Origin of the sequence: Rhodococcus sp. YH1 (assembly GCF_009939605.1) — a bacterium.
Lineage (GTDB): Bacteria > Actinomycetota > Actinomycetes > Mycobacteriales > Mycobacteriaceae > Rhodococcus > Rhodococcus aetherivorans.
Genome location: NZ_WVTE01000231.1, coordinates 1 through 26,562, shown reverse-complemented (window position 1 = coordinate 26,562; position 26,562 = coordinate 1). Strand labels below are relative to the sequence as shown.

At 72.3% G+C, this 26,562-nt stretch carries 23 protein-coding genes and 1 pseudogene; 13 read left to right on the top strand and 11 right to left on the bottom strand.

The features are described from left to right. The first annotated feature begins 87 nt into the window (after nt 1–87). Together AIIKEEIJ_RS20395 and guaA are read left to right on the top strand one after the other, a co-directional pair. Nucleotides 88–1,821, top strand: coding sequence for an FAD-dependent oxidoreductase (locus AIIKEEIJ_RS20395; RefSeq protein ID WP_161996456.1), 1,734 nt, complete (start codon nt 88–90; stop codon nt 1,819–1,821). A gap of 48 nt (nt 1,822–1,869) precedes the next feature. Next, a complete protein-coding gene (guaA, locus tag AIIKEEIJ_RS20390) occupies nt 1,870–3,441 on the top strand; it encodes a glutamine-hydrolyzing GMP synthase (RefSeq protein WP_161996455.1) in 1,572 nt (523 codons plus the stop codon). Nucleotides 3,442–3,495: 54 nt separating this feature from the next. Here the strand turns inward: guaA and AIIKEEIJ_RS20385 are convergent, their stop codons facing one another. Both AIIKEEIJ_RS20385 and AIIKEEIJ_RS20380 read right to left on the bottom strand, forming a co-directional pair. Further along, a complete protein-coding gene (locus AIIKEEIJ_RS20385; protein ID WP_006934962.1) occupies nt 3,496–3,729 on the bottom strand; it encodes a hypothetical protein in 234 nt (77 codons plus the stop codon). Further along, nucleotides 3,722–5,041, bottom strand: a complete 1,320-nt coding sequence (locus tag AIIKEEIJ_RS20380; RefSeq protein ID WP_161996454.1) for a PspC domain-containing protein — start codon at nt 5,039–5,041, stop codon at nt 3,722–3,724. Before AIIKEEIJ_RS20380 ends, AIIKEEIJ_RS20385 begins: the two co-directional genes overlap by 8 nt. Before the next feature lie 133 nt (nt 5,042–5,174). Between AIIKEEIJ_RS20380 and AIIKEEIJ_RS20375 the strand changes: the two genes are divergently transcribed. Beyond that, complete coding sequence (locus AIIKEEIJ_RS20375) at nt 5,175–6,449, top strand: ATP-binding protein (RefSeq protein WP_006934957.1); 1,275 nt, start codon at nt 5,175–5,177, stop codon at nt 6,447–6,449. Then, nucleotides 6,446–7,108 (top strand): response regulator, encoded by a 663-nt coding sequence (locus tag AIIKEEIJ_RS20370; protein ID WP_006934956.1) that lies wholly within the window; start codon nt 6,446–6,448, stop codon nt 7,106–7,108. The genes AIIKEEIJ_RS20375 and AIIKEEIJ_RS20370 overlap by 4 nt, the downstream gene beginning before the upstream one ends. A 95-nt stretch (nt 7,109–7,203) precedes the next feature. Here AIIKEEIJ_RS20370 and AIIKEEIJ_RS20365 read toward each other — a convergent pair whose 3' ends face one another. Together AIIKEEIJ_RS20365 and AIIKEEIJ_RS20360 are read right to left on the bottom strand one after the other, a co-directional pair. Further along, on the bottom strand, nt 7,204–8,265 hold the full coding sequence (locus AIIKEEIJ_RS20365; RefSeq protein WP_161996453.1) for a DNA polymerase III subunit beta family protein: 1,062 nt from the start codon (nt 8,263–8,265) through the stop codon (nt 7,204–7,206). Nucleotides 8,266–8,304: 39 nt separating this feature from the next. Further along, nucleotides 8,305–9,561 carry a serine/threonine-protein kinase gene (locus AIIKEEIJ_RS20360; RefSeq protein WP_338020993.1) on the bottom strand — a complete coding sequence of 419 codons (1,257 nt, stop codon included), beginning with the start codon at nt 9,559–9,561 and terminating at the stop codon, nt 8,305–8,307. A gap of 163 nt (nt 9,562–9,724) precedes the next feature. Here AIIKEEIJ_RS20360 and AIIKEEIJ_RS20355 point away from each other — a divergent pair, with 163 nt between their 5' ends. The 3 genes from AIIKEEIJ_RS20355 to AIIKEEIJ_RS20345 are packed head-to-tail and all read left to right on the top strand — an operon-like array spanning nt 9,725 to nt 12,852. After that, nucleotides 9,725–10,513, top strand: a complete 789-nt coding sequence (locus AIIKEEIJ_RS20355) for a hypothetical protein (protein WP_006945803.1) — start codon at nt 9,725–9,727, stop codon at nt 10,511–10,513. Continuing rightward, the gene (locus tag AIIKEEIJ_RS20350) at nt 10,510–12,081 is read left to right on the top strand and encodes a Y-family DNA polymerase (RefSeq protein WP_161996452.1); all 1,572 of its coding nucleotides are present in this window, start codon (nt 10,510–10,512) and stop codon (nt 12,079–12,081) included. The genes AIIKEEIJ_RS20355 and AIIKEEIJ_RS20350 overlap by 4 nt, the downstream gene beginning before the upstream one ends. Nucleotides 12,082–12,096: 15 nt before the next feature. Continuing rightward, nucleotides 12,097–12,852, top strand: coding sequence for an alpha/beta fold hydrolase (locus tag AIIKEEIJ_RS20345; RefSeq protein WP_043802560.1), 756 nt, complete (start codon nt 12,097–12,099; stop codon nt 12,850–12,852). An 89-nt stretch (nt 12,853–12,941) separates the two neighbouring features. On the opposite strand, the gene AIIKEEIJ_RS20340 is transcribed toward AIIKEEIJ_RS20345, so the two are convergent. Then, on the bottom strand, nt 12,942–13,244 hold the full coding sequence (locus AIIKEEIJ_RS20340) for a nucleoside triphosphate pyrophosphohydrolase (RefSeq protein ID WP_029544767.1): 303 nt from the start codon (nt 13,242–13,244) through the stop codon (nt 12,942–12,944). Nucleotides 13,245–13,276: 32 nt separating this feature from the next. Between AIIKEEIJ_RS20340 and AIIKEEIJ_RS20335 the strand changes: the two genes are divergently transcribed. The 5 genes from AIIKEEIJ_RS20335 to AIIKEEIJ_RS20315 all read left to right on the top strand — a co-directional run bounded on the left by AIIKEEIJ_RS20335 (nt 13,277) and on the right by AIIKEEIJ_RS20315 (nt 17,158). Beyond that, a complete protein-coding gene (locus tag AIIKEEIJ_RS20335; protein WP_006945810.1) occupies nt 13,277–14,383 on the top strand; it encodes an HNH endonuclease in 1,107 nt (368 codons plus the stop codon). A gap of 29 nt (nt 14,384–14,412) precedes the next feature. After that, nucleotides 14,413–14,880, top strand: coding sequence for a DIP1984 family protein (locus tag AIIKEEIJ_RS20330; protein ID WP_029544765.1), 468 nt, complete (start codon nt 14,413–14,415; stop codon nt 14,878–14,880). A gap of 271 nt (nt 14,881–15,151) precedes the next feature. Continuing rightward, nucleotides 15,152–15,673 carry a hypothetical protein gene (locus AIIKEEIJ_RS20325; RefSeq protein WP_161996451.1) on the top strand — a complete coding sequence of 174 codons (522 nt, stop codon included), beginning with the start codon at nt 15,152–15,154 and terminating at the stop codon, nt 15,671–15,673. A 2-nt stretch (nt 15,674–15,675) separates the two neighbouring features. Then, a complete protein-coding gene (locus AIIKEEIJ_RS20320; RefSeq protein WP_006945818.1) occupies nt 15,676–16,251 on the top strand; it encodes a YdeI/OmpD-associated family protein in 576 nt (191 codons plus the stop codon). A 22-nt stretch (nt 16,252–16,273) separates the two neighbouring features. Next, nucleotides 16,274–17,158 carry a sucrase ferredoxin gene (locus AIIKEEIJ_RS20315; RefSeq protein ID WP_006945819.1) on the top strand — a complete coding sequence of 295 codons (885 nt, stop codon included), beginning with the start codon at nt 16,274–16,276 and terminating at the stop codon, nt 17,156–17,158. A gap of 60 nt (nt 17,159–17,218) precedes the next feature. Here AIIKEEIJ_RS20315 and AIIKEEIJ_RS20310 read toward each other — a convergent pair. From AIIKEEIJ_RS20310 to AIIKEEIJ_RS20290, 5 genes and pseudogenes are all read right to left on the bottom strand, one after another. After that, nucleotides 17,219–19,208 (bottom strand): annotated as a pseudogene (locus AIIKEEIJ_RS20310) (SDR family oxidoreductase). A gap of 32 nt (nt 19,209–19,240) precedes the next feature. After that, nucleotides 19,241–21,364 carry an MMPL family transporter gene (locus tag AIIKEEIJ_RS20305; RefSeq protein WP_161996450.1) on the bottom strand — a complete coding sequence of 708 codons (2,124 nt, stop codon included), beginning with the start codon at nt 21,362–21,364 and terminating at the stop codon, nt 19,241–19,243. Between the two features lie 60 nt (nt 21,365–21,424). Beyond that, nucleotides 21,425–23,008, bottom strand: a complete 1,584-nt coding sequence (locus tag AIIKEEIJ_RS20300) for an ABC transporter permease (protein ID WP_230304492.1) — start codon at nt 23,006–23,008, stop codon at nt 21,425–21,427. Continuing rightward, nucleotides 23,005–23,922 (bottom strand): ABC transporter ATP-binding protein, encoded by a 918-nt coding sequence (locus AIIKEEIJ_RS20295; protein WP_050035508.1) that lies wholly within the window; start codon nt 23,920–23,922, stop codon nt 23,005–23,007. The genes AIIKEEIJ_RS20300 and AIIKEEIJ_RS20295 overlap by 4 nt, the downstream gene beginning before the upstream one ends. Before the next feature lie 10 nt (nt 23,923–23,932). Then, nucleotides 23,933–25,474, bottom strand: a complete 1,542-nt coding sequence (locus AIIKEEIJ_RS20290) for a multicopper oxidase domain-containing protein (RefSeq protein ID WP_161996449.1) — start codon at nt 25,472–25,474, stop codon at nt 23,933–23,935. Nucleotides 25,475–25,744: 270 nt separating this feature from the next. Between AIIKEEIJ_RS20290 and AIIKEEIJ_RS20285 the strand changes: the two genes are divergently transcribed. Next, nucleotides 25,745–26,341 carry a dihydrofolate reductase family protein gene (locus AIIKEEIJ_RS20285; RefSeq protein ID WP_050035506.1) on the top strand — a complete coding sequence of 199 codons (597 nt, stop codon included), beginning with the start codon at nt 25,745–25,747 and terminating at the stop codon, nt 26,339–26,341. 10 nt (nt 26,342–26,351) lie between these two features. Here AIIKEEIJ_RS20285 and AIIKEEIJ_RS33165 read toward each other — a convergent pair. Further along, nucleotides 26,352–26,562: aldehyde dehydrogenase family protein (locus tag AIIKEEIJ_RS33165; protein WP_238406495.1), on the bottom strand; the 211-nt coding region annotated here is incomplete at its 5' end.

Genomic DNA, 26,562 nt, shown 5'->3' with positions numbered 1-26,562 from the left:
GGTTACAGTTAGGGCACCCTTGTGGCAGTGGTCACAGCGAGTCTGTGCATACTGGTGAGTAACAACCAGCGTCATGGAGGTGTTTCGGTGGGTGAGCAGCGCGCGACGGACTACGACGTCCTCATCGTCGGATCGGGGTTCGGCGGAAGTGTGACGGCCCTGCGGCTCGTGGAGAAGGGGTACAAGGTCGGCATCCTCGAGGCCGGCCGGCGCTTCGCCGACGCGGACTTCGCCAAGACCAGCTGGGATCTCAAGCGCTTCCTGTGGGCGCCCAAGCTGGGGTGCTTCGGCATCCAGCGGATCCATCTGCTGCACGACGTCCTCATTCTCGCCGGCGCCGGCGTCGGCGGCGGATCCCTCAACTACGCCAACACCCTCTACAAGCCGCCTGCCCCGTTCTTCCAGGACAGCCAGTGGGCGCACATCACCGACTGGAACGACGAGCTCAGCCCGTTCTACGACCAGGCCCGTCGCATGCTCGGCGTGGTGCAGAACCCCCACATGACCCCCGCCGACGAGATCGTCAAATCCGTCGCCGAGGACATGGGCGTCGGGGACACCTTCATCCAGACCCCGGTGGGCGTGTTCTTCGGTGAGCCCGGCCGCACCGTCGCCGACCCGTACTTCGGTGGTGTCGGCCCCGACCGCACGGGCTGCATCGAATGCGGCGAGTGCATGACCGGTTGCCGGCACGGTGCCAAGAACACGCTGCTGAAGAACTACCTCGGGCTCGCCGAGCGCGCCGGCGCCGAGATCGTCCCCCTCACCACGGTCACCGGCCTGCGCCGGGCCGCCGACGGCACATGGGACGTCGACACCGAGCGCACCGGCGCATGGAAGCGGAAGAACCGTCGCACCTACACCGCCGGGCACGTGGTGCTGGCCGCCGGCACCTGGGGCACCCAGCACCTGCTGCACCACCTCAAGCACACCGGCGGCCTGCCGCAGCTGTCCGACCGGCTCGGGCACCTGACCCGCACCAACTCCGAATCGATCGTCGGTGCCGGCAAGATGCGCGTCGATCCGGAACTCGACCTCACCCGCGGGGTGGCGATCACCTCGTCGTTCCATCCCACCGCGGACACCCACATCGAACCCGTCCGCTACGGCAAGGGCTCCAACGCGATGGGTCTGCTGCAGACCCTGATGACCGACGGCGGCGGCCGTGTCCCGCGGTGGCTGAAGTTCCTCGGCCAGGCCGCGCGGAACCCGGTCCAGATGGGGAGGATGCTCAGCGTCAAGGACTGGAGCGAGCGCACCATCATCGCCCTGGTCATGCAGAACCTGGACAACTCGATCGTCACCTACACCAAGAAGGGCCTGCTCGGCCGCCGCAAGGTCACCAGCCGGCAGGGCCACGGGCACCCCAACCCGACGTGGATTCCCGTCGGCAACGAGGCCACCCGCCGCATCGCCGAGAAGATCGACGGCGTCCCCGGCGGCACCTGGGGGGAGATCTTCAACATCCCGCTCACCGCGCACTTCCTCGGCGGCTGCGTGATCGGGACCGACCCCGAGCACGGCGTCATCGACCCGTACCACCGCGTGTACGGATATCCGACGCTGAGCGTCGTCGACGGAGCCGCGGTCTCGGCGAATCTCGGGGTCAACCCGTCGCTGACGATCGCCGCGCAGGCCGAGCGCGCGGCGGCGCTGTGGCCGAACAAGGGGGAGCAGGACCTGCGCCCCGCCCAGGGCGAGGGCTACCGCCGGCTGGACCCGATCGCCCCGAAGAAGCCGGTGGTGCCCGCGGGCGCTCCGGGCGCGTTGTCGCTGCCGATCGTCGAGGTCCGCAGCGGCTCCACCTCCGGCGTCGCCTGACCCGAACCGCCGTTCGTTGGGCGAGGACCGGGCCTCTAGACTGTTCGGGTGTCGCAAACCCAGCAGTCCAGGCCGGTCCTCGTCGTCGACTTCGGAGCCCAGTACGCGCAGCTGATCGCCCGCCGCGTCCGCGAAGCGAAGGTCTACTCCGAGGTCGTGCCGCACACCACGACGGTGGAGGAGATCGCGGCCCGTGAGCCGCTCGCCGTGGTGCTCTCCGGCGGCCCCTCCAGCGTCTACGCCGACGGGGCGCCGCAACTCGACCCGAAGCTGTTCGATCTGGACGTCCCGGTGTTCGGCATCTGCTACGGCTTCCAGGCCATGGCCCAGGCGCTCGGCGGCACCGTCGCGCACACCGGCAACCGCGAGTACGGGCGCACCGAGATGTCCGTCACCGGCGGTGTCCTGCACGACGGCCTGCCCGCGACGCAGCCGGTGTGGATGAGCCACGGCGACGGGGTCACCGCCGCGCCGGCCGGCTTCGAAGTGACCGCCAGCAGCGCCGGCGCCCCCGTCGCCGCGTTCGAGGACCGCGCGCGCCGTCTCGCCGGCGTGCAGTACCACCCCGAGGTGCTGCATTCCCCGCACGGCCAGCAAGTGCTCAGCCGGTTCCTGCACGACATCGCCGGAATCCCCGCCGCCTGGACGGCCGCGAACATCACCGAGGCCCTGATCGAGCAGATCCGCGAGCAGGTCGGTGACGGCCGTGCCATCTGCGGCCTGTCCGGCGGGGTGGATTCCGCGGTGGCCGCGGCCCTGGTGCAGCGCGCCATCGGCGACCGCCTGACCTGCGTGTTCGTCGACCACGGCCTGATGCGTGAGGGTGAGCGGCAGCAGGTCGAGAAGGACTTCGTCGCCGCGACGGGGGCCCGGCTCGTCACGGTGGACGCCGCCGAGACCTTCCTGCGGGAATTGGCCGGCGTGACGGATCCGGAGACCAAGCGCAAGATCATCGGCCGCGAGTTCATCCGCAGCTTCGAGGGCGCCGTGTCGGAGGTGCTCGGCGAGAACGCCGCCCACGGCGAGACCGTCGAGTTCCTGGTCCAGGGCACCCTGTACCCGGACGTCGTCGAGTCCGGCGGCGGCACCGGCACCGCCAACATCAAGAGCCACCACAACGTCGGTGGTCTCCCCGAGGATCTGCAGTTCGCTCTGGTCGAGCCGCTGCGCCTGCTGTTCAAGGACGAGGTGCGGGCGGTGGGCCGCGAACTCGGCCTGCCCGAGGAGATCGTCGGCCGCCAGCCCTTCCCCGGACCGGGCCTGGGCATCCGCATCATCGGTGAGGTCACAGGCGAACGCCTCGCGATCCTGCGCCGTGCCGACTCCATCGCCCGCGAGGAACTCACGGCGGCCGGCCTCGACGGACAGATCTGGCAGTGCCCGGTGGTGCTGCTCGCCGACGTGCGCAGCGTGGGCGTGCAGGGCGACGGCCGCACCTACGGCCACCCGATCGTGCTGCGCCCGGTCTCCAGCGAGGACGCGATGACCGCGGACTGGACCCGGCTGCCGTACGAGACCCTCGAGCGGATCTCCACCCGCATCACCAACGAGGTCCCCGACGTCAACCGCGTCGTCCTCGACGTCACGAGCAAGCCGCCGGGCACCATCGAGTGGGAGTGAGACGCGGCTGCGCCCTTCGGATCCGATCCGAAGGGCGCAGTGCGTTCCGGGGTGTCAGCGCTTCTTCTTGCCCGGCGCGAACACCAGGGCCGCGCCGACGACGACGGCGAGCGCGACGAGCAGCCAGCGGAATTCGACGTTCGCGAGCGGCTCGAGGGAGAACGGCCCGATCAGCGCCCACCCGCTGACCGCCAGCGCCGCGATCGCGGACAGCAGCATCAGGATCGACGGGCCCCGCCGACGGGTGCCGGTCGTGGGGTCGGTGGGGTCGGTGTCGAAGTCAGCCACGGCGCACCTCCGAGTTGCCGAATGCGGTGTCGAGGTTCAGGGTCAGGACCGGTCCGCCGACGCCGTCGTCGCCGCCGTCGAGGCCCTGCATCATGCACGGGTTCGAGGCCCGCTCGGTGCAGACGACGTCGACGTCGAGGTTCTTCGGCAGCATGATCTCGGTGGCACCGAAGCGGGTCTCGACGGTGACGGTCTCGTCCCCGGTGAGTTCGAGCCCGCGCAGGTCCAGTTGCAGGGCACCCATCTGCACCGAGTACGCCGGCTGCAGTTCCGCGGCGGTGCGGGGCGAGTACAGCTGTTCCCCCCACGACGAGGTGTCGATCGGCCCGACGAGCGAGGCCAGCACCACGAACCCGAGCAGCGGGCCCGTCACCACCAGCAGTCCGTAGCCGCGGTGCAGGAACGCCCCGAACAGCAGGCCGAGTCCGATCACCGCGAGCGCGATCGCGCCGATCCGCGCCGGTGTGAGCCAGGCGACCTCACCCGCGGAGGCCACCGCGCCGGCGGCCGCCGCGGCGAGCACCGCCAGGCCCAGCACCGTCGTGGTGAGCCGTGAGCGGGGCTGTTTCGCCGGCACGACCGACGGCGCGGGCGCCGGCTCGGGCAGGTCCCAGGCGAACGGTGCGACGCCGAGCGGATCCCAGGACGGCGGCGTCGGGCGCTGCAGCAACGGCTCCTGCGGGGGCTCCGGGTTCGCCTCGGGGGACTCCGTGCCGGCGGCCCGGGGCGAGTCCGGTTCCGGCTTCGTCCAGAAGTTCGGATCCGCCGGCGCGGGCCCGGTGGCGGCGGTGTGCTGCGCGAAGGGCGCCTGCTGGTACTGGCTCTGCTGGAACGGGGCCTGGAAGGGGTTCTGTGGGAACAGCTGCGGCGCCCCGGGCAGCGCTGGGGGTTCGGGCCGGCGCTGGTACAGCAGCCACAGGCCGCCGAGCATCAGCACCATGCTCACGAACCCGGAACCGCCGACCCCGGGGCCCATCGGGCCGAAGGCGCTGGCCGCGACCGCCAGCACCACCAGGAGCACCAGGGCCTTGGTGCTCGATTCGGAGCTGTGCCCCCGGCCGACGAGGGACTCGGCGGGGGAGACCTGATCGCCGTAGCGCGGCAGCAGCAGCCAGCACGCCAGATACAGCACCAGGCCGGCGCCGCCGAAGAACGTGGACACCACGAACGCCACGCGGATCAGCACCGGATCCACGTCGTACCGCACGCCGATGCCCGCGCACACCCCGGCGACATGGCCCTGCCGTGGCAGCCGGACCGGACGGGTGCGCCACATGTCCGAGAGCTGCTCGGGGAAGCTTCGCGTGTTCATGCTGCACATCCTTCTCGACCGCCGCCCCGCCGCACATCAGGGACCGACCCTGAATTCTGCCGCTGCGCGCGGCCGCCGGCTCAGGGTTCGTCCCCGATGCCCGGGGCGGGGTGCGCGTGCCAGTATCGAAGGTATGCAGCCGGTTCCCTACCCGCACCTGCCCACCCCCCGCCTCGAGCGCCGGGTCGGCGGCCGGGTCGTGGGCGGCGTGGCCGGTGGTCTCGCCGACCACCTCGGGGTCGACGTGCTCAAGGTGCGGGTGGCGTTCACGGTCCTGGCGGCGCTCGCCGGCCTCGGCATCGTCGCCTACGGGTTGCTGTGGGCGCTCACGCCGCAGGGCTCGGACACCGAACCGCCGTCGCCCACCGAGCGGCGCCGGGCGCTGGGCCTGGCGGTCATCGGACTGGGCCTGGCCGTGGGGCTTTCGTGGCTGCTCAACGGCGGTGTGGGCTCGGTGATCGCGCCTGTCGTCGTGGTGGCGGTGGGCGCCGCGCTGGTCTGGCGCGAGTTCGACGCCGAGGGACCGCGTTCGGTGCTGGGCCTGCCCGCCCGCCCGACGGTGCTGACCTGGGCGCGGGTGGTCGGCGGCGCCTCGCTCATCGTGCTCGGGCTCGGTGTCGTGATCCTCGCCCAGGTCGACGTGGCGGCCCTGCGCTCGTCGGTGCTGGCGGTGCTGGTGACGCTGGTCGGGGCCGGCCTGCTGTCGGTGCCGCTGTGGGTGCGGATGTGGCGCGCGCTCGAGGAGGAACGCGCCGCCCGCGTCCGCAACGAGGAACGCGAGGAGATCGCGTCGCACCTGCACGATTCGGTGCTGCAGACGCTCGCCCTGATCCAGAAGCAGGCCGACAACTCGCAGGAGGTGCTGCGCCTGGCGCGCAGCCAGGAACGCGAGCTGCGCCGCTGGCTGTTCGGCGGCGGCGAGACCCCGCACACCAGCCTGGCCGAGGCGCTGCGCACCATCGCCGGCGAGGTGGAGGACCAGTACGGGGTCTCGGTGGCGCCGGTGATCGTCGGCGACGTGGTGCCCGGCGACGACGAGGACCTGACCGCCGAGTCGTTCACCGCCCTGCTGGGCGCTACCCGGGAGGCACTGGTCAACGCGGCCAAGCACGCGCGGGTGGACAGCGTGGACCTGTTCGTCGAGGTCGAACCCGAACAGGTGAGCGTCTTCGTCCGGGACCGTGGCGTCGGCTTCGACGAATCCGCGGTGCCGGAGGACCGGCAGGGCCTGGCCCGTTCGATCCGGGGTCGCGTGGAGCGTCGCGGCGGCCGGGTCGGTGTGCGCTCGAACCCGGGCAAGGGCACGGAGATCCGCATCCACATGCCCCGTGCCGGTGCCGGACCGGAGCGGACGACGACCCTAGAGTGGGAGGGCACCGACGCCCATCCAGAGGAGCAGCCCACTTGACGTCACTCGACGCCTCCCGCCGTTTCCGTGTGTTCCTGGTCGACGACCATGCCGTGTTCCGGTCGGGGGTGCGCGCCGAACTCGGCCGGGAGAGCGACATGGAGGTCGTCGGCGAGGCCGGCACCGTCGCGGAAGCGGTCGCGGGAATCGATGCCACTCGCCCCGACGTGGTCCTGCTCGACGTCCACATGCCCGACGGGGGCGGGGTGGCGGTGCTCGGGCGGATCACCGAGGGCCCGGTGTGCCTGGCGCTGAGCGTTTCCGACGCCGCCGAGGACGTCATCGCGGTGATCCGGGCCGGCGCCCGCGGCTACGTCACCAAGACCATCTCGGGGGCCGAGCTGGCCGACGCGGTGCGCCGCGTCGCCGGCGGGGACGCGGTGTTCAGCCCGCGCCTGGCCGGGTTCGTCCTGGACTCGTTCACCGGCCGCTCGAGCGTCCCCGAGCCGCCGCTCGACCCCGAACTCGATTCGCTCACCCCCCGGGAGCTCGAGGTGCTGCGCCTGCTGGCGCGCGGCTACACCTACCGCGAGATCGCCGAGGAACTGGTGATCTCGGTCAAGACCGTCGAGACGCACGCGTCGAACGTGCTGCGCAAGACCCAGCAGTCCAACCGCAATGCGCTCACCCGGTGGGCGCACCGGCGGCGGATCGACTGACCGGAGTTCCGTGCGTGGGCAGCCGCTCGGTCGATCCGGCCGCGAGCGCCGCCGCGATCATCGCCCCGGCGACGGCGGTCATGGTCGGGTCGCGGTCACGGGTGTTCTTCTCGGCGGACGGGCATGGCCAGGGTGGTGAGGTCGCCGGCGGCAGCGGAACGGATCACGACGGGCCGGTCGTAGGAGGCGATGTCCAGCAGCACCTCCGGGCCGACGGCAGTGTCGAGGGCGGCTCCCAGCCCGTCCCGGTCGAAGGAGAGATCCAGGTCGGCGCCGGTGACGTCGGCGGGCAGCACGCGGTCGTGCCCCCGGTGGCCGACGGTGAGTGCCGCCGCCCGCACGCGCAGGTCGATCGTGCCGGCCGCGGCGTCGCGCACGGCCCCGGCCAGGGCGTCTCGGTGCACGATCACCCGCGTGACCGGTGGGTCGAGGGCGGCGAGCATGCTGCCGTAGTCGGGGAAGGTGCCCCCGACGGCCGGGCAGCGGTGCCGCTCGCCGTCCGCGCCGGTGAGGGTGAGCGCGCCCGAGTCGTCGTCGAGGGCCAGGCCGACGTTCTCGTGTTCCCGCAGCCACGCGGCGGTCCCGCGGAGCGCGGAGCCGTCGGCGACGGTGCGGAACGGGTTCCCGGTGCGGGCCGCGGCCGTCACCGAGCCGGTGGTCAGCCGGTAACGGTTCGTCGCCGTCAGGACCACCGCTCCGGCGTCGACCTCCACGAGAATTCCTGTCAGACAAGGGATTTCCGAATCCGTGGCGACGGATGGAAAGACGCGTTCGACGGTGTCGGCGAGGAGCCGGCCCGGCACGACGACCGTCGGCGGCGTCACGAGGCGGGCCTTGACGGCGGAGGCCAGCCGGGTCGCGCGCTCGGCCCGGCGATGCAGCTCGGCGACGTGTTCGTCGAGCAGCGCGGCACCGGACTCGGCATCGCCGTCGAGGATCCGGCCGACGTCGTCGAGCGGGACGTCGAGTTCGCGGAGCTGACGGATCGTCACCGCTCGCTCGCGCTGGTCGACCGTGTAGTACCGGTAGCCGGTGACGGGATCGACCACGGCGGGCACGAGCAGCCGGCAGTCGCCGTAGAACCGCAGCGCTCCCGGGGTGAGCCCGCTGAGCCGGGCCATGGTGCCGATCGTGATCAGGTCTGGGAAGGTGGTCACGGCCCCATCATCGAGCTTCGGCCGACCCGAAGGTCAAGCTCAGCTCACGACGACCGCGACGATCAGGGCCACGATCAGCGCGAGAACGAGCACGGCCACCATGACCGCCATCGCCATCGGTGCGAACGCCACGATCTTCTCCTGCGTGGTGCGCGGCGGGGGACCGGTGGGCCGCAGCCGGTGCAGCAGCTCCGCAGGGCGGGGCACGCCCCGCGGTGACATCGAGCGGGGCACGCCCCGCGGTGACATCGAGCGGGGCACGCCCCGCGGTGACATCGAGCGGGGCGCGCTGTGGGGAGCTGCGGGCAACCCGGTGAGGGTGCCCCCGGTGCCCGCGGTGCGCCGGGAACCGACGAGGGTCGTGGCGCGCCGCGCCCACACGGGGACGGTGCCGTCGGCGGACAGGATCGGCCGGCCGCGGAGCAGTGCCGGATCGGCGTCGGGCCCGAAGGCGACCGCGGCGAGACGGTCCCGGGCCTGCTCCATCGTCGGGCGGCGGGCGGGGTCCGGTTCCAGCATCGCGAGGAGGACGTCGGTCAGCGGGCCTGTCCGGGTCGGCGGGATGATCTCGGCGCGGGCGACGCGGTGCAGCAGGGCGATCGAGTCGGGGTCGATGCCGAACGGTGGCTGGCCCTCGATTGCGGTGTAGAGGGTCGCGCCGAGGGAGAAGACATCGCTGGCCTCGGTGGGATCGCTGCCGCGGGCGACCTCGGGTGCGAAGAAGGCGGGGGTACCGGTGATCACACCGGAACGGTCGTGGTCGCCCTTGGCGCGGGCGATGCCGAAGTCGCTGATCTTCACGGTGCCCAGCTCGCGGCCGCGCTCGGCGACGAGGATGTTGCCCGGCTTGATGTCGCGGTGCACGATCCCGGCGGCGTGGGCGGCGGCGAGCGCGTCGGCGATGTGTGTGCCGATCTGCGCCACCTCGAGCGGCGGCAGGGTGTCGGCGATGTTCATCACCTGGGCGAGGCTGCGAGAGGGCAGATGCTCCATGACGAGCCACGGCTCGCCGGAGTGGAGGGCGACGTCGTACATGGAGATGGCGTGCTCGTGGGTGAGGCGGGCGGCGATCCGGCCCTCGCGCAGCGTACGGCGGCGGATCTCCTCGGCGGCCTCCGTGGGCAGGCCCACGGTCGAGGTGACCTGCTTGACGGCCACGTCCCGGTCGAGCAGGGTGTCGTGCGCGAGCCAGACCGCGCCCATACCACCGCCGCCGAGCTTGGAGACGAGTCGATAACGTCCGGCCACCAGCTGATCCGGGCCGACGACGCTTGCCGCTCGCTCCTGTTCCGCCACCTTGACGAGGGTAGTGGATGCCGCGGTGGGCCATCGCTTGACGGGCGCCCCGCCGTCGGGTCTACTGAACCTGTTCGAATACGTGTTCGAACAATCGCGTCTTCCCCGCGGTTTGTCGGTGGGCCGTGCTATACGCGGCCGGCGCAGGGCGAGGGGAGTTCGTGTGGGTGAGGTGGCCGAGTTTCCGGTCGAGGGCGGGTCGCAGGCTCCGGCGGGGCTCCCCCGGCAGGAACGGCTCGAGGCGTTGCGGCGGCAGATCGCCGCGATTCCTGTGAGGGGGGAGAGTGCTCGTCCCCGCCCCGCCGAGCCCGCGACGTCCCCGGTGCCGGTCGACCGGCTGCTTCCGGTGCCCGAGCCGCTCGCACGGCTGCTCCCGGACGGGGGCCTGGTCCGCGGATCCGTCGTAAGTTTCTCCGGGGCAATGTCTTTGCTGATCGGTGTGCTGGCCTCGGCCACCGCCGCCGGTGGGCACGCCGCCGTCGTCGGGCATCGCCGCCTCGGCCTGCTCGCCGCCGCCGAGATGGGGGCCGAACTGAGCCGGATCGCGCTGATCCCCGAGCCCGGACCGGATCCGGTGGAGGTGGCCGCCGTCCTGCTCGACGGCATGGACCTCGTCGTCCTCGGCCTCGGGGGCGCCGTGGTACCGCCGGCGCGGACCCGGGCGGTGGTTGCGCGGGCCCGCAGCAAGGGCGCGGCCCTGATGGTCACCGACGGCCGGTGGGACGGAGCGCACGTGCGGCTCGAGGCCGCGGTGCACGGCTACCGGGGACTGTCGGCCTCGGCCCGGGGCAGGCTGTGCGGCACCGGGCTTTCCGTGCGCGCGCAGGGCCGGGCCTTCCAGCCCCGTGTGGCGCGAATAGACTTGTGTGCCGGTCGAACCGGAGTGGAGTGGCGCCCCGGCGAACCGGCGCGGGTGGGGAGTGTGCCCCGCCCGGTCGAGGTGGCGCGGTGAGCGAATCCGGCTGCCCGGCCCGGGTGGTGGCCCTGTGGTGCCCGGACTGGCCGGCGATCGCCGCCGCCGCGGCTGCCGACCTGCCGCCCACGGCGCCGGTGGCGGTGATCTCGGCCAACCGCGTGGCGGCCTGTTCCGCACCGGCCCGGGCCGCCGGCGTGCGACGGGGCCTGCGGCGACGGGAGGCTCAGGCTCGGTGCCCGGATTTGTATGTCGCCCAGGATGATCCGGACCGCGATGCGCGGTTGTTCGAGCCGGTGGTGGCGGCGATCGACGCGGCGGCGCCCGGCGTGGAGGTGCTGCGCCCCGGTCTGGTGGTGCTCGCTGCACGCGGCGTCGTGCGCTGGTTCGGTTCCGAGGAGGCGGCGGCCGAGCGGTTGGTCGACGAGGTGGCCGCCACCGGCGTCGAATGCCAGGTCGGCATCGCCGACGAGCTGTTCACCGCGGTGCTCGCCGCCCGCCACGCCCGCCTCGTCCCGCCCGGAGAGGACGAGGAATTCCTTGCACCCCTGAATATTTCGGAGATCTGCGTGGAGCCGTCCCTGACCGCGCCGGACCGCGTCGACCTGGTGGACCTGCTGAAACGGCTCGGTCTGCGCACGATCGGGGCGTTCGCCGCGCTGTCGCCGACCGACGTCGCCTCCCGCTTCGGTGCGGACGCCGTCGCCGCGCACCGCAGCGCACGGGCACGGCCGCAGCGCCCGCCGTCCGGTCGTGCTCTGCCGCCCGATCTGGTGGTGGAGCGCCCCTGCGATCCGCCGCTCGAACGGGTCGACTCGGCCGCCTTCGCCGGCCGGGCGCTCGCCGCGCTGCTGCACACCCGGCTGGCCGCGGCGGGGGTGGCCTGCACCCGGCTGCTGGTGGCCGCCCGCACCGGCAACGGTGAGGAGCTGGCCCGGACGTGGCGCTGCGCCGAACCGCTGACCCCGGACGGCACCGCCGACCGGGTGCGCTGGCAGCTCGACGGCTGGCTCACCGGGCACAGCGCGACCCGCCCCACCGCCGGGATCGTGCTGCTGCGGCTCGAACCGGTGGAGGTGGTGGCGGCGGGGGCGCTGCAGCTGGGCCTGTGGGGCGGGGTCGGCGACGAGGACGAACGGGCCCGGCGCGCCCTGGTGCGGGTGCAGGGACTGCTCGGTGGCGAAGCCGTGCTGGTGGGGGTGCTCAGCGGCGGACGTGGCCCGCTGGAACGGGTGACCCTCGTGCCGCTGGGGGAGGAGCGGGTGCCGGCGACGGATCCGTCGGCGCCGTGGCCGGGTCGGCTGCCCCCGCCCGCCCCGGCGGTGGTGCTCACCACCCTGCCCCCGATCGCGCTCGAGGACGCGTCGGGCACCCCGGTGACGGTGACCGAGCGCGGTCTGCTCAGCGGCGATCCCACCCGGCTGAGCTGGGGCAGCCGCAGCTGGCGGGTGCACGCCTGGGCCGGGCCGTGGCCGGTGGACGAGTACTGGTGGGACCCGGCCGCGGCGCGGGCGGCGGCGCGGCTGCAGGTGCGGCTCGAGGAGTCCCGGGCCCTGCTGGTGATCCACGTCGACGACCGCTGGCATGTGGAGGGCGTCTACGAGTGAGTACCCTCGGTTGACGTGGAGACCAGTGTGCTGACGGCCGCGCCGAACGGTGTGGCGATCGCCTACCGGGATTCGGCTCCCAGGACGGGCCACCACCCGGTGCCGGTGATGCTGGTGCACGGGATGGGCGGCGACGGACGCACGTGGGACCGGTTCGCCCGGTCCCTGCTCGCGGCCGGCCGGCGGGTCGTCGCGGTGGACCTGCGCGGCCACGGGCGCAGCGCCCGCGCCGCGTCCTACCGCTTCGACGAGTTCGGCGCCGACGTGCTCGGGCTCTGCGAACACCTGGGCCTCGAGACGGTCGACCTCGTCGGGCATTCCCTCGGCGGGCACACCGGATCCCTCGTGGCGCAGCAGCGCCCGGGCCTGGTGCGGCGCCTGGTGCTCGAGGAGGCGCCGCTGCCGCTGCGCCCGGGCGATCCGCCGCAGGTGCTCGGCGGGCGCCTGCCGTCGCCGGCCGAGCTGTGGCACGCCTCGACGAGCCTGCTGCGCAATCCGCGCGCGACGTTCGCCTTCGACCGCTCCATGACCGGCTCGGCGCTCACCCAGTTCCGCGCGCCGAATCCGCGGTGGTGGGAACATCTTCCGCGGATCACCGCACCGACGATGATCCTGCGGGGCGGGCCGGGCAGCATGGTCGATCCGGCCCGGCTCGAGGCCGCTGTGGACGTCCTAGGCGACGTCGCGGTCCACGACTTCACCTGCGGCCACAGCATCCACCGCGATCGGCACCGCGAGTTCGAGGCCGCCGTGCTGCCCTTCCTCACCTGAGCACTCGTTCCGCCACGACAGAGCTTCCGGACAGCGACAACCGTCGAGACGGTTGTCGCCGTCCGGAACCTGTTGCCGGTGTACCGACGCTATTCCAGCCAGATGCGGCGATCGAAGCCGCCGCGCTCGGCGCGCTTGGCGGTGGCCGCGGCAGCCACCTCCTCGGCGGCGATCCCGAACGCGGCGAGCAGGGACGTGAACACCTCGTGCACGTCGGCGAGTTCGCCGAGCCGCTCGTCGCCGTTGTGCGCCTCCCGCAGCTCGTGTGCTTCCTCGACCAGCTTGTCGAGCAGGGCGCTGCGGTACTCGTCCCGATCGAGTACACGGGTGTGCGCCACCCGGCCGTCGGCCTCGATGATGTCGGGAATCCGGTCGCGGACCAGCTTGCCCATCATGATTCCTCCCGCTGCGCTACCGTGGCGGGGTGGACGGTACCGGACCACCCACGGACGCCCTCGCGCTCGGTCAGCGCGTCGTCGCCGTCCTCGAGACCGGTGCCCGGACCGCCACTTACAAGCTTGCGACCCTTTCGGCACTTGTCGGCTTCTGCGTCGAACATCTGCCGGCGGACCCGGCTGCGGCACTCGACGTGCCGATCGACGCCCTGGCCGAGCGGGTGATCGACCTGTACTGGCCCCAGGTCCGTCCGTTCGACGGGCACCGGTTGCGCCAGTCCTCGCAGCCGAAGGCTCGGATCCTGACGGCGGTGGAGGTGCTGCGCGGTGCGGCGAACGCCGGCGGGGTGGTCGGCCTGTCCATCGCGAGGCTGCGGATGCCCGACTTGTACCGCGAGGCTGTCGCGGAGGTCGCGCTCACACTGGCGCAGCAACCGCTGTACCGGCTGCAGCGGCTACCGGGCGGACGTGGCGAACCGTTCCTCTACGACGACTCCTGGTTGCACTCCGGAATCACCCGAGCGGCGATTGCCCGGCACGGTGGCGTAATCCGCCTGTTTCCGGGGGTCGCGGCGGCGCTGGCCCGCCTGTCCGGTCTGCTCACCCCGACACTGGAGATCCTGTGGGTTCAGGACGTGCGCCGCTACAACGCCTTTCTCGACGAGGACGTTCCCGACATCGCGGGGCACCTGTTCGGCCGCGACCGCGTCTCGCTCGCGAAGCCGCGCGTGGCGCTGCGCGAGGCCTTCGGAACGCAGTGTTTCTATTGTGCGACAAGCCTTTCCGATGGAAATCCGGTTGACCACGTGCTACCGTGGTCCCGGGTGCCTCTCGACGGGCTGGCCAATCTCGTACTCGCCTGCGGAGGTTGCAACACCGACAAGCGGGATTCGCTGCCCGCGTTGGCGCACACCGAGCGGGCGTTGAGCCGAGATCGCACTGTCCTCGAGCAGCTCGCCGCCGACATCGGTTGGCCGACTCAGTACGACCGCACTCTTGCCGCCGCGCGCGGCCTGTACCGCAGCTCACCCCCGGGCACGCCGACGTGGCAGGGCCGTTCGCGGACCGGAACGTGGGACACGGTATTTCCGCCCGGCTGGGTGGTCTCGACGGTGCCGGAAACCGGGTTCACGTGAACACGACCGGTCGTCTACGATTCGACGCCATGCGGTTGGCAGAGGCACTCGCCGAGCGAGGCGAGCTGAAACGGCGGATCGAGCAGCTCGGCACCCGGATCGTGGCCAACGCCCGGTACCAGGAGGGTGAGGAGCCCGCCGAGAATGCCGGCGAGCTCCTCGACCAACTCACCGACGCCATCGATCGGCATGCGCTGCTGATCGCTCGGATCAACAAGACGAACACCGCCACCCGCGTCGGCGACCGCACGCTCACCGACGCGCTGGCCGAACGGGACGCCTTGCAGGCCCGGCACCGTGCGCTGACCGCGGCCGCGGACGCGGCCTCGGGCAGCAGGGACCGATACGGGCGACAACTCCGGTCCGAACTGGCATACGTCTCGGCGCTGTCGGTCCGGGACCTGCGGCGCACCACCGACGACCTGGCCCGCCGGATCCGGCAGGTGGACATGGAGATCCAGCGCGTGAACTGGGAGGTTGATCTGATCGACGAGTGATCGTGGGCAGCGGGTACCCGAATCGGAAGCGAGCACACGCCGTGGGTCGCGGTGAATCGACCTTTTTGTATCCTCAGGCGCGCGGAGGGCAGCGCCGCGGGTTCGACTCCCGCACACAGGGCAGCCCTGCACGACGCACGAGGGCACGGTGCACGCCGGCACAGTTCATCACCACGTGCTGATCCGGATCGGGGAGGGCGGGAACGGGGCACCCACGAGCTGTCGGCCCGACAGGGCGCTCGCGCTGCGGCGCAGCCGCTAGGATCGCCGCATGACATGGACCGCGTCCGACCGTCGACTGTTGGCCGCCGCCGCGGTATTCGTGGTGTCGCAGGCGAACATCGCCCGCGTGCTCGGCCCCGCCGCGCCGGCGGTGGGACGGATCCAGGCCGCCTTCTCCGCGGCGACATACCGCAACGTTCTCGACGGACTCGACGCGGACACCGCCCCGCGGTATCGCCGGCACTATTACTGGGATCTGCTGCATCCCTTGATCTTTGCCATCGCACTGCAGGCCGGTGCGCGATCGCTCGCCGAGCACCGGCCCGTGCCCGCGCACACCCGCCGGGTCCTCGCCGTCGCTCCGGCGGTGGCCGCGGCGGCGGACTACGTCGAGAACGCCGCGGGCCTGTATCTGCTCGACCACCGTGACCGCATCACCGACACCACCGTCCGGGTGGCGACGACGGTCAGCACCGTCAAGTGGGTGCTTGCGCTCGGCTCTCTCGCCTACCTGTCCCAGGGCTTCCTGGGCCTGTGGACGCGGGCGGGCCTGCGCCGGCTGGGGAGATGATCATGGCCGACGAGCTGCCCGTCGAGTACTTCCCGGACCGGGAGTCCTTCGCCGCCTGGCTGCGTGAGCACCACACGGACTCGCCCGGCATCTGGGTCAAGCTCGCCAAGAAGGGATCGGCGCATCCGTCGGTGACCTACGCCGAGGTGGTCGAGGAACTGCTGTGCCACGGCTGGATCGACAGTCAGGCACGCAGGCTCGACGACGACTTCCGGCTGCAGCGCATCACTCCGCGCCGGGCCCGCAGCCCCTGGTCGCAGCGTAACCGGGCGCTCGCCGAACGGTTCGAGGCAGAGGGCCGGCTCGCGCCGGCCGGGGCCGCCGAGGTCGCCCGCGCCCGCGCCGACGGCCGCTGGGAGCGCGCCTACGCCGGCCAGGCGACCGCGCAGGTGCCGCAGGACTTCCTCGACGCCCTCGCGGGCAATCCCGCGGCGCAGGCCTTCTACGACACGCTCGACGGCCGCAACCGGTACGCGATCGTGTACCGGCTGCAGGCCGCGAAGCGCCCGGAGACCCGGGCACGCCGCATCGAGGCCTTCGTGCAGCAGCTCGCGGAGGGCCGTCGCTTCCACGACTAGCCCGAACGGACACAATGGGCGGGTGAGCCTTGCCTTTCCTCCTGCCTGCTCGGCGGCCTCCGCGCTGGACGAGCCCCTGCCCGGCACCGCGGCGACCGCCCCCGGCTGGGTGTGCCTCGAGATGCCGTCCGGCTGGGGGCGCGACGTCCTCGACGGCACCGCTCTCGGCCCCGGCCTCGCCGGCGAGATCTCGGCCGCGGCCGACGCCGTCGGAGTGCGGTTCCTGTTCGTCCGGCGGCCCGGTCGTGACACCGCCCGCCGCGGCGACGGCCGCACCGTGCTCCTGGCCCGCTCCGATCCGGGCGGCAGCTGGTGCGAGCGGCTGGAGGTCGGGGAGCCGAAGGAACTGCTCGACCTGATCCCGCGCATCGTCGCCGGCCCGGCGCCCGGCCTCGGCCGTGCGCAGGACCGGCCCGTCGCGCTGGTGTGCGCCCACGGCAAACGGGACCGGTGCTGTGCCGTGCTGGGGCGCCCCGTGGCGGCGGCGCTGGCTGCGGAGTTCGGCGACGACGTGTGGGAGTGTTCGCACACCGGCGGGCACCGCTTCGCCCCGTCGCTGATCCTGCTGCCCACCGGCTACACCTACGGCCGGCTCGACGTCGCGCAGAGCCGGGACGCCGTGGCGGCCGCCGCTCGCGGCGAGGTGTATCTGCCGGGGTTGCGGGGGCGCAGCAGCTGGTCCGCGGCCGGGCAGGTCGCCGAGATCGCGGTGCGGGGGCAGGTGCCCGCGGATGCGGACGCGCTTGTCGTCGACGAGGGCGACGCCGGAACGGTGGTGCGGCACCGCGACGGTCGCCGCTGGCGCGTGCAGGTCGAGACCCGGCAGTTGCCGCCGCGTCCGGTCAGCTGCGGCGCCGATCCGAAGCCGGTGCGACCGCTGATGGCGACGGAGACAACTGCGCTCTAGTGCGGTGTGTCCTTCGGGCGGCCGGGACCGCCCGAAGGACACACCGGCGGCGCAGCCGCCTCACCAGTGCACGCCGGGCAGTAGCCGGCCGATCCGGCGCAGCACCGCAGGGTTCGGCAGCACCGGACGGGGCAGCGTCCGCGGCTGCGGGGGTGCGTCGGCGGAGGCGCACTGCTCGCCGCGCGCGGCGGGCGCGTCGGGGTAGGCGTGGTAGTAGAGCGAGAACATCCGGTCCCGCAGGCCCGGCGCGAAGATGCCGCCGAGCTCGCCGAGGGTGCCGATCGGCACGTCGATGCGCTTGGGCCGTTCGACGAGGGCTCGGACCACCATCCGCGCGGCGTCCTCCGGGCTGATCGCCGGACCCGGGTTGTACGCCCCGCTGGGTTCGATCATGGGGGTGCGCACGAGCGGCATGTGAATGGTGGTGAAAGTGATTCCGTCGTCCCGGGTTTCGGAGGCGGCGACGTCGGCGAACCCCTCGAGCGCGGACTTCGAGGCGATGTACGCGGCGTATCGCGGGGTGCGGGCCTGCACCCCGGCGGTGCTGAGGTTCACGATGTGCCCGAACCGCCGTGCGCGCATGTGCGGCACCAGGGCCAGGGTCAACCGCACCGCACCGAAGTAGTTGACCGCCATGGTGCGTTCGAAGTCGTGCAGCCGGTCCGTCGAGTGGTACAGCCCGCGCCGGATGGAGCGTCCCGCGTTGTTGACGAGCATGTCGACGTGGTCGTGCTCGGCGAGGACCGCCTGCACGGTGCGCTCCACCGCCGCCGGGTCGGTGAGGTCACACGGATACGCGTACGCGCTGCCGCCGCCCGCGCGGATCGCGGCGACGACTGCGTCGAGTTCCTCGGCGCGACGGGCGAGGGCGAAGACCACGGCACCCTCGCGGGCCGCGGCGATCGCGCTCGCCCGTCCGATCCCCGAGGAGGCACCGGTGATCAGCACGTGCCGTCCCACGAGCGGTCCACGCGGATCGTCGCGGCGGGCACGGCCGGGGTCGAGGTGCTCGCGCCAGTAGCGCCACAGCACGGGGGCGTAGCCGGCGAACTCGGGCAGCGTGATGCCGCTGCCGCGCAGGGCTTCCCGGGTGCTGCGGTCGGCGAACCGGCTCGGGAAGGTCAGCTGGCCGAACACGACCGGTGGGATGCCCGTCCGTCGCAGTGCGAGGCGTCGGGCGGTCTTCAGGTCGGGAAGCGCGGTGATCGACAACAGCGGACGTACCAGCGCGCCGGGCACGCCGGCGACGGGAACGGGGGCACCGGCCGCCGCGGCCAGCGCCGCGAACACCTCGCGGACCGGTTGCGGGCGGGAGACGAGGTGGAAGGTGCGCCCGTCCAGTCCGGGACGATGCATCAGTTCGACGATCGCGGCCGCGACGTAGTCGACCGGCACCAGGTTGGTGTCGCCGAGGTCGGGCAGGACCAGCGGCAGCCGCGACGGCAGCGCCGCCAGCGCGGCCAGGGCGGGAAAGAAGTAGTAGGGGCCGTCGATCTTGTCGATCTCGCCGGTGGTGGAGCTGCCCACGATCGCGGACGGCCGGTAGATGCGCCGGCGCACCCGGCTCGCCCGGACCGCCTTCTCGGCCTCGAACTTGGTGCGGTGGTAGGGCGACGGGAAGTGCTGGCCCAGGTCGAGGTCGTCCTCGGCGAACGTGCCGCGGTGATCCCCGGCGACGGCCACGGACGAGACGTGGTGCAGGGTCGCGCCCAGCTTCTCCGCGAGGGCGATCACCGCGCGGGTGCCCGCCACGTTCGTGGCGGCCTGCTCCTCTCCGGCGGTGAGGTCGTAGATGGCGCCGAGGTGCAGGACGTGCTCGGCCGGCGGAATCGTCGCGGCCTCGAGTCCGAGTCCCGGCTCGGTGAAATCGCCGAGCAGCGGGTGCAGCCGGGTCCCCCCCCTCCAGGCGCGCGGAGAGGGCCTCGAACTTCGGCAGCGACGCCGGCCGGACCAGCACATGGACGTCGGCGTCCGGGTGGGTCGCGAGCAGTCGCCCGAGCACGTGCGTGCCGAGGAAGCCGGTGCCGCCCGTGACGAGGTACGTGGCCATGGCCCGAACCTACTGCAAGGTAAGAACGGATTCTAGTGTCCGATGCCGACCTTCGCGTGCACCCGCTTCATCCACGCCGGCGCCCACCAGTTCGCCTCGCCCATCAGCTTGACCAGCGACGGCACCAGCAGCATCCGCACCACCGTCGCGTCGATGATCAGCGCGAGGATCATCCCCACACCCAGGAACCGCATGATCGACAGGCCCGAGATCGTGAAGGCGCCGGTCACCACGATCAGCAGCAGCGCCGCCGAGGTCACCACCCGGCCGGTGCGTTCGGTGCCGAACCGCACCGCCTCCTCCGTGCTCGCCCCGGCGGCCCGTGCCTCCACCATGCGCGACATGAGGAACACCTCGTAGTCGGTGGACAGGCCGAACACCACCGCCAGGATCAGCACCACGAAGCTCGGCTCCAGCGGGCTGGGGGTCACGCCGAGCAACTCCGCTCCGTTCCCGAGCTGGAACACCCAGGTGAGCACGCCGAACGTGGCCGCCAGGCTCAGGCCCGCCATCGCCACCGCCTTGAGCGGCAGCACCACGGACCCGAATGCCAGGAACAGCAGCACGAGGGTCGAGAGCACCATGATCGCGATCATTGCCGGCATCGACCGCGCTATCGCGGCGTTGCTGTCGTCGACCATCGCCCGGCCGCCACCGACGAGCAGGTCGGTGCCCGGCGGGGGCGGCAGATCCCGCAGTTCCCGGACGATCTCGCCGGCCCGCGGCGTCTCCTCCACGCCCTGTGCGTACAGCGCCTGCAGCACCACGACGTCGTTCCGCGAGGCGACGGTGACGGTCTGCGCGACGCCGTCCACGTCCGCCGCCGCGCGGGACACCGACGTGACCACGGCCAGGGCGGGCCCGGAGCCCTCGTCACCCCTCAGCACGAGCGTGACGCCGTTGCCGGTGGAGGGGAATTCGTCGAGCAGCGTCTGGGTGGCGGCACGCGCCGGGTCGCCCGCCGGCAAGGCCGTGTACTCGATCTCCCCGAAGGAGGCGCGCAACAGCGGCGTGGCGAGCAGCAGCAGGCCGGCGGTGATGGTCACCGCGACCAGCGCCGGCCGGCGCATCACCTTCGTCACCACCGCCCCCCAGAAGCGCCGGGCCCGGGCCTCGCCCCGCCGCGCCGCGCCCTCCCGCCACGTCAGTGCGTTGATGCGGTGCCCGAGTATCGCCAGCAGCGCGGGGATCGCGGTGAGCGAGAGCACCGCCGCACTGAGCACCGCGGCGATCGCGCCGAGGCCCAGCGAGCGCAGCAGCGCCTGCGGGAAGACGAGCATTCCGGCGAACGCGCACATCAGCAGCAGCCCCGAGAACAGCACCGTGCGGCCCGCGGTGAGCACGGTGCGACGGGTCGCGGTCGCCGGGTCGGCACCCGAGTCGAGTTCCTCCCGGAAGCGGCTGACGATGAACAGCCCGTAGTCGATCGCCAGGCCCAGCCCGATGAGGGACGTGACGTTCAGCGCGAAGGAGCTCACGTCGGTGTACATCGTGAGCAGGCGCAGCGTGGCGAGGGCACTGAGGACGGCGAGGACCCCGACGAACACCGGGACCGCCGCCGCGACGAGACCGCCGAAGATGAACACCAGCAGCACCAACGTCACCGGCAGCGCAATCGCCTCCGCGAACAACAGGTCGCGCTCGAGCCGGGTGGTGAATGCGACGCCGACGACCGAGTTCCCCGCGAACTGCGCGTCGACGCCGGGGACCTCGAGCTTCGGCAGCAGGCCCTGGAACGTGGTGACGGTGATCTCCGAGCCGGGCTCGAGGGTGACGGCCGCCGCCGCGCTGCCGCCGTCCTTCGCCAGCAGCAGCTGCTTCGCCGGCGGCGCGGCCGACCAGTAGGAGTCGACCGCATGGGTGGGAACCTCGGCGGCGAACCGGTCGAGCACCGCGGTCACCTCGGGTCCGATGTCGGCGACGGTGCGCCCGGGCGGCGGGGTGTAGATCGCGATGATGTCGGCGGTCTGCGGACCGAAGTTGTCGTCCACGATGCGCTGCACCTCGGCCGATTCGCTGCCGGGATCGTAGAACCCGCCCTGCGAGAGCCGGCCGAACACCCCGGTGCCCCAGACCCCGGCGAGCACGACGACGAGGACGGCCAAGCCGAGCACCCACCAGCGCCGGTCGACGACGAATGTGGACCAACGGTTCATGTGGTGTGCTCCGTTCGCGGTGACGACCCGATGCTCCGCGACTGTAGTGGCGTCCGGTCCTCAGCCGACGTCCCGGCGCCGGAACCCCGCGAACCCCGCCGCGACGAACAGCGCGGCCACGGCGGTGAGCACGGCGAACCCGAGCCACTGCGGCGGCGCCGCCGTCACCACCGGCACGTGCCGGAACGGACTGATCCCCAGGATCCAGTTCCACAACCGGAACAGCGGCCCCAGGATCGTCAGCGCGAATGCGGCGACCACACCGAGCCAGCCGAGCATCCGCGCCTGGGGCCGGGCGCCGATCACCGCGACCGCCAGCCCGACCAGCACCCACACCGCCGGAATCGTCACGAGTGCCTGCCGGATCAGATCCCCGGCCGGAATCTGTCCACCCCGCGCCGACGAGACGTACGCGAACAGCGTCGCGCCCACGAGCAGCGCCGCCGCGGGGGCGAGCAGCGCGATCCCGGCGTGCGACGCGAAGTACCGGGTCCGGGTCAGCGCCCCGGCCAGCACCGGTTCGACCCGCAGCGCCAGTTCCTCGGCGCGCAGCCGCATCATCACCTGGACCCCGAACACCGCGGCGACGATGCCCATCAGCTGCAGCATCGTCACCACGAAACCGAACACGAGCGAGCCGCGGCCGCTCCCGAGCAACGATCCGAGCGCCGGATTGTCGGCGAAGACATCGGCGAACGTGGTGGACATGAATCCGAACACCACCCCGAGCGCCACGAACACCGTCGCCCACGCAGCGAGCGCACCGCGGTGCAGCCGCAGCGCCAGGCCCCACACGCTCGTCCCCGCGCCGCCCTCCGCAGGCCCGGGTGACGGCGCGATCACGCCGACTCCGAAGTCCCGTCGCGCCTGTACGACGAACGCGACCAGCAGCAGCACCGCCGTCAGCGTCAGGCAGGCCGCCAGCGGCCACCAGTCGTTTCCCGACGCGGGACGGACCTGCTGCACCCAGCCGAGCGGGGTCGTCCAGATCGCCCATCCGTCCGGAGTGGTCACGTCGACGTAGGCGCGGATCAGCAGGCAGGCTCCGAGGATCCCGATCGCGAGGGTATTGGCAGTGGGGGCGTAGGAGCCGAGCTGGGCGGTGACCGCCGCGAGGGCGCCGAACACCAGCCCGGACGCGGTGAACGTCGCGGCCAGTGTGATCGAGTTGGCGACACCGCCGCCGACGAGGATCGTCGCGCCCGCGCAGACGACACCGAGCGCGACGGAGGCCAGCGCCGCCCAGGCGACGGCCGTCGCCAGCCGGGCCTGGCGGCCGACGACGCCGGAGGCGATGAGCTCGGCCTGGCCCGAATCCTCGTGCGCGCGGCTGTTGCGGGTGACGGCCAGGATCGCCATCAGGGCCGCGAAGAACGCGCCGAGCGCCCCGGCCCGCCACGCGTTGAACCCGTCCGCGTACGTCAGGTCGCGAGCCGGACCGAACACGACCCGCAGAGCCGGGTTCGCGCCGAGCGTGGCATCGAGGGTGCGCCGGCTCGCCGCGTCCGGGAACACCCAGCCGTAGGCGAGGACCGACGACACCGACAGCGCCGTGATGAGCACGATCCACGGCGCGACGTTGCCGCGGTCCTGCTCGGCGGTGGCCCGCAGCAGCGGCCGCATCCCCGTCAACGATGCCGTCACGTCGGGGCCTGCCCGTCCCGGCCGTGCCGGTGATAGTGCCGCAGGAACAGCTCCTCGAGCGACGGCGGCGAGACGGTGACGCTGCGGATGTCGTAGCGGCCCAGCGCGGCGAGCACCGGGCCGGCGCGGCCGTGCTCGACCGCGCAGTGCACGCGCGGGCCGTCGATCCGCACGTCGTGGATCCCGGGCAGCGCCGTCAGCGCCGTCGGGTCGGCCACGGGCGCGGCGAGGACCGCGTCGATGGTGGACCGCAGGTCCGCGCGCATGTCCTCGAGGGTGCCGGTCTCGACGACCCGGCCGTCGCGGATGATGCTCATCCGGTCGGCGAGCGCCTCGACCTCGCTGAGAATGTGGCTCGACAGCAGGACCGTCCGCCCGCGCTGCTTCTCCCGGGCGATCTCGTCGTGGAACACCGCGGACATGAGCGGATCGAGCCCCGCGGTCGGCTCGTCGAGCAGCAACAACTCCACGTCCGAGGCCAGCGCCGCGACGAGCGCGACCTTCTGCCGGTTGCCCTTCGAATAGGTGCGGCCGCGCTTGGTCGGATCGAGTTCGAACCGGTCGAGCAGGTCCGCGCGGCGGCGCCGGTCGAGCCCGCCGCGTAACCGGCCGAGCAGGTCGACGGCCTCGCCGCCGGTCATGCCGGGCCACAGGCTCACGTCGCCGGGCACGTAGGCGAGCCGCCGGTGCAGGCTCACCACGTCGCGCCAGGGGTCGCCGCCGAGCAGTTCGACGTGCCCGGCGTCCGGGCGGAGCAGTCCCAGCAGGACCCGCAGCGTGGTGGACTTGCCGGCGCCGTTGGGGCCGAGGAAGCCGTGCACCTCGCCGGTGGCGACCTCGAGATCGAGGTCGTCGAGCGCGGTGAATCGTCCGAATCGCTTGACCAGTCCCTCGATCCGGATCGCGGACGTCATGGGACGCACGCTACTCGTGGACTGCGGTGTGGGCGGCCGGTTCGTGCGGCACGTTCGGCTCCTCGCCCGGGGCAACGACGACGAACTGTCCCATCATGCCGTTGTCCTCGTGCCGGAGCAGGTGACAGTGGTACATGTACGGCGTCGCCGGGCCGGGGCGGCCGGCGAACCGCATCAGCAGCCGGACGGTGTGCCCCGGCGTGATGTACACGGTGTCCTTCGGGCCGGACAGCGCGGGATGGCCGTCGCCGAGGACGCGGAAGCTCGTGCCGTGGATGTGGAAGTTGTGGATCGCGCCGCTGCTGTTGCGGACCTCCCACACCTCCGTGGCGCCGGCGGCGACGGTCTGGTCGAGGCGCGCCATGTCCATTTCGCGGCCGTCGATGGTGCCGGAGCCGGTGAGATCGATGCGTCGCGTGACGGTGGGTGTGCCGAGATCCTCGGGGGAGGTCGGTTCCCCGGGCACCGGCGCGCTGGGCGCGAGGGTCCGCGCGGCACGCAGTTCGAGGACGTCGAACTCGTCGTCACCGCCGGAGAACCGGGTCTGCCAGAAGTCCGCGCCCAGGTCCGGCGCCGTGCTGCGGAGCACGGTCGTCGTGCCCGCGGGCAACGCGACGACGATCTCGGCGCGCTCGCCGGGGGAGAGCTGGATGCGGCGCATCGGCGCCGGACGTTCGAGCAGGCCGCCGTCGGTGCCGATGAGCAGGAACGGCAGGCCGGCGTCGAAGGAGAAGTTGTAGACGCGGGCGTTGGAGGCGTTCAGCAGCCGCAGTCGGATCCGCTCGGTGGCGACGTCGAGGTAGGGCCGCGGGGTGCCGTTGACGACGATCTCGTCGCCGAGGAGACCGACGGCGGCGAACATCGGCCCGCCGGTGTCGAGCTGGTCGCCGTCGAACCGCTTGTCCTGCACCACGAGTGGGATGTCGTCGATCCCGTATCGATCGGGGAGGGACGGGCCGCCGGCCGGGTCGTCGAGCAGGAACATCCCGGCGACCCCGCGGTAGACGTGGTCGGCGGTGGCGCCGTGCGGGTGCGGGTGATACCACAGCGTTGCGGCGGGCTGGTCGATCGTCCACTGCGGACTCCACGTCGCCCCCGGGGCGATCGGCTGGTGCGGGCCGCCGTCCATCGCGGCCGGCAGGTGCATGCCGTGCCAGTGCAGGGTGCCGGTCTCGCCGAGATCGTTGGTGACGTTCACCCGCACCTGCTCGCCGCGCCCGGCACGCAGCGTCGGCCCGAGGTACGACCCGTTGACACCCCAGGTCCGGGTACCGGGACCGCGACCGATGTCCGTGGTGCCGCGCTGCATGGTCAGATCGAACACGCGGACCCCGTCGGGCGTGACCGTGCTGTCCGCGAGCGGTGGGATGTTCAGCGGACGGTCGAAGGTGACCTGCCCGGTGGTGTCGACCACCGTCGAGTTCCAGGCGTGCACGACGACGCCGGCAGCGATCGCGGTGACGAGGACGATCACGGCGACGACGGCGCCGGACAGTTGCAGCAGTACCCGCTTCACGAGATCGATACTGCTGGGGCGGGCGCGGCGGCACATCCGGGCGCACACCGGAAATCGGAATGGGGGACAACCCCGAAGGGGACCGGCGCGCCTGGGTACTCGGCGGACCGAACGGGAGGTTCCTGCGACGAGCGGGCGGTTGCCGGGCGTGCTACTCGGCCGATGCCGCGGGAACCGCCTTCTCGTCGCGAGTTCCTCCCGGTTCGAGGCCGAAGGTGCGCACGAGGGACGGGAGAGGCGATGATTTCGGGGTGACGCGATGGTCTGTATCGCTGTACACCCCGTCGAGGAACAGGAGCGAGTCCCGTGCGCATCGTGGTCAGTGAGTTCATGAGCCTGGACGGCGTCGTGCAGGCGCCGGGTGGACCGGAGGAGGACACCGACGGGGGCTTCGCCCACGGCGGCTGGTCGTTCCCGTTCTTCGACGAGGAGGTGATGGGGGCGGCCATCGACGAGGCGATGGGCCGTACCGGGGCACTGCTGTTCGGGCGGCGCACGTGGCAGACGATGGCCGCGGCGTGGCCCGATCGGGCCGGCGACCCGTTCGCGGATCGGATGAACGCCGTCCCGAAGTACGTCGTGTCCCGGACGTTGCGGGACGCGGATCTGACGTGGAACAACACCACGCTGATCCCCGGCGATGAGGTCGTCGCAGCCGTGCGGAAGCTGCACGAGACCGACGGCGGCGACCTGATGGTCATGGGAAGCCCCACTCTCGTCCGGACCCTGCTCCACGAAGGGCTGGTCGACGAGCTGCGGCTCATGATCGAGCCGGTGATCCTCGGCGGCGGAAAGTCCATCTTCCCGGGCGACGGTGTGCAGCGCACGCTCGCGCTGGTCTCCACGGTCACCAGCGGGACGGGCGTGCACGTCTGCACCTACCGCCCCGTCGCCGACGGGTAGGAGAAAAGCGTCAGCGTGCTGTGCGGATCACCGGGATCCGGTCGTGCCGGTCGGCACGGACGATGCCGGGCAGCAACAGCTCCCACATCTGGTAGGCAACGCGTAGTGCGTCCTCGTCGGACTCCACGGCATGCAGGCTGATCAGCGGCCCGAACAACTCGGCGGTGGCCACCGACGCGTCGACTCCCGAAGCGATGGTGGGGGACAGGAAGAACCCGGCG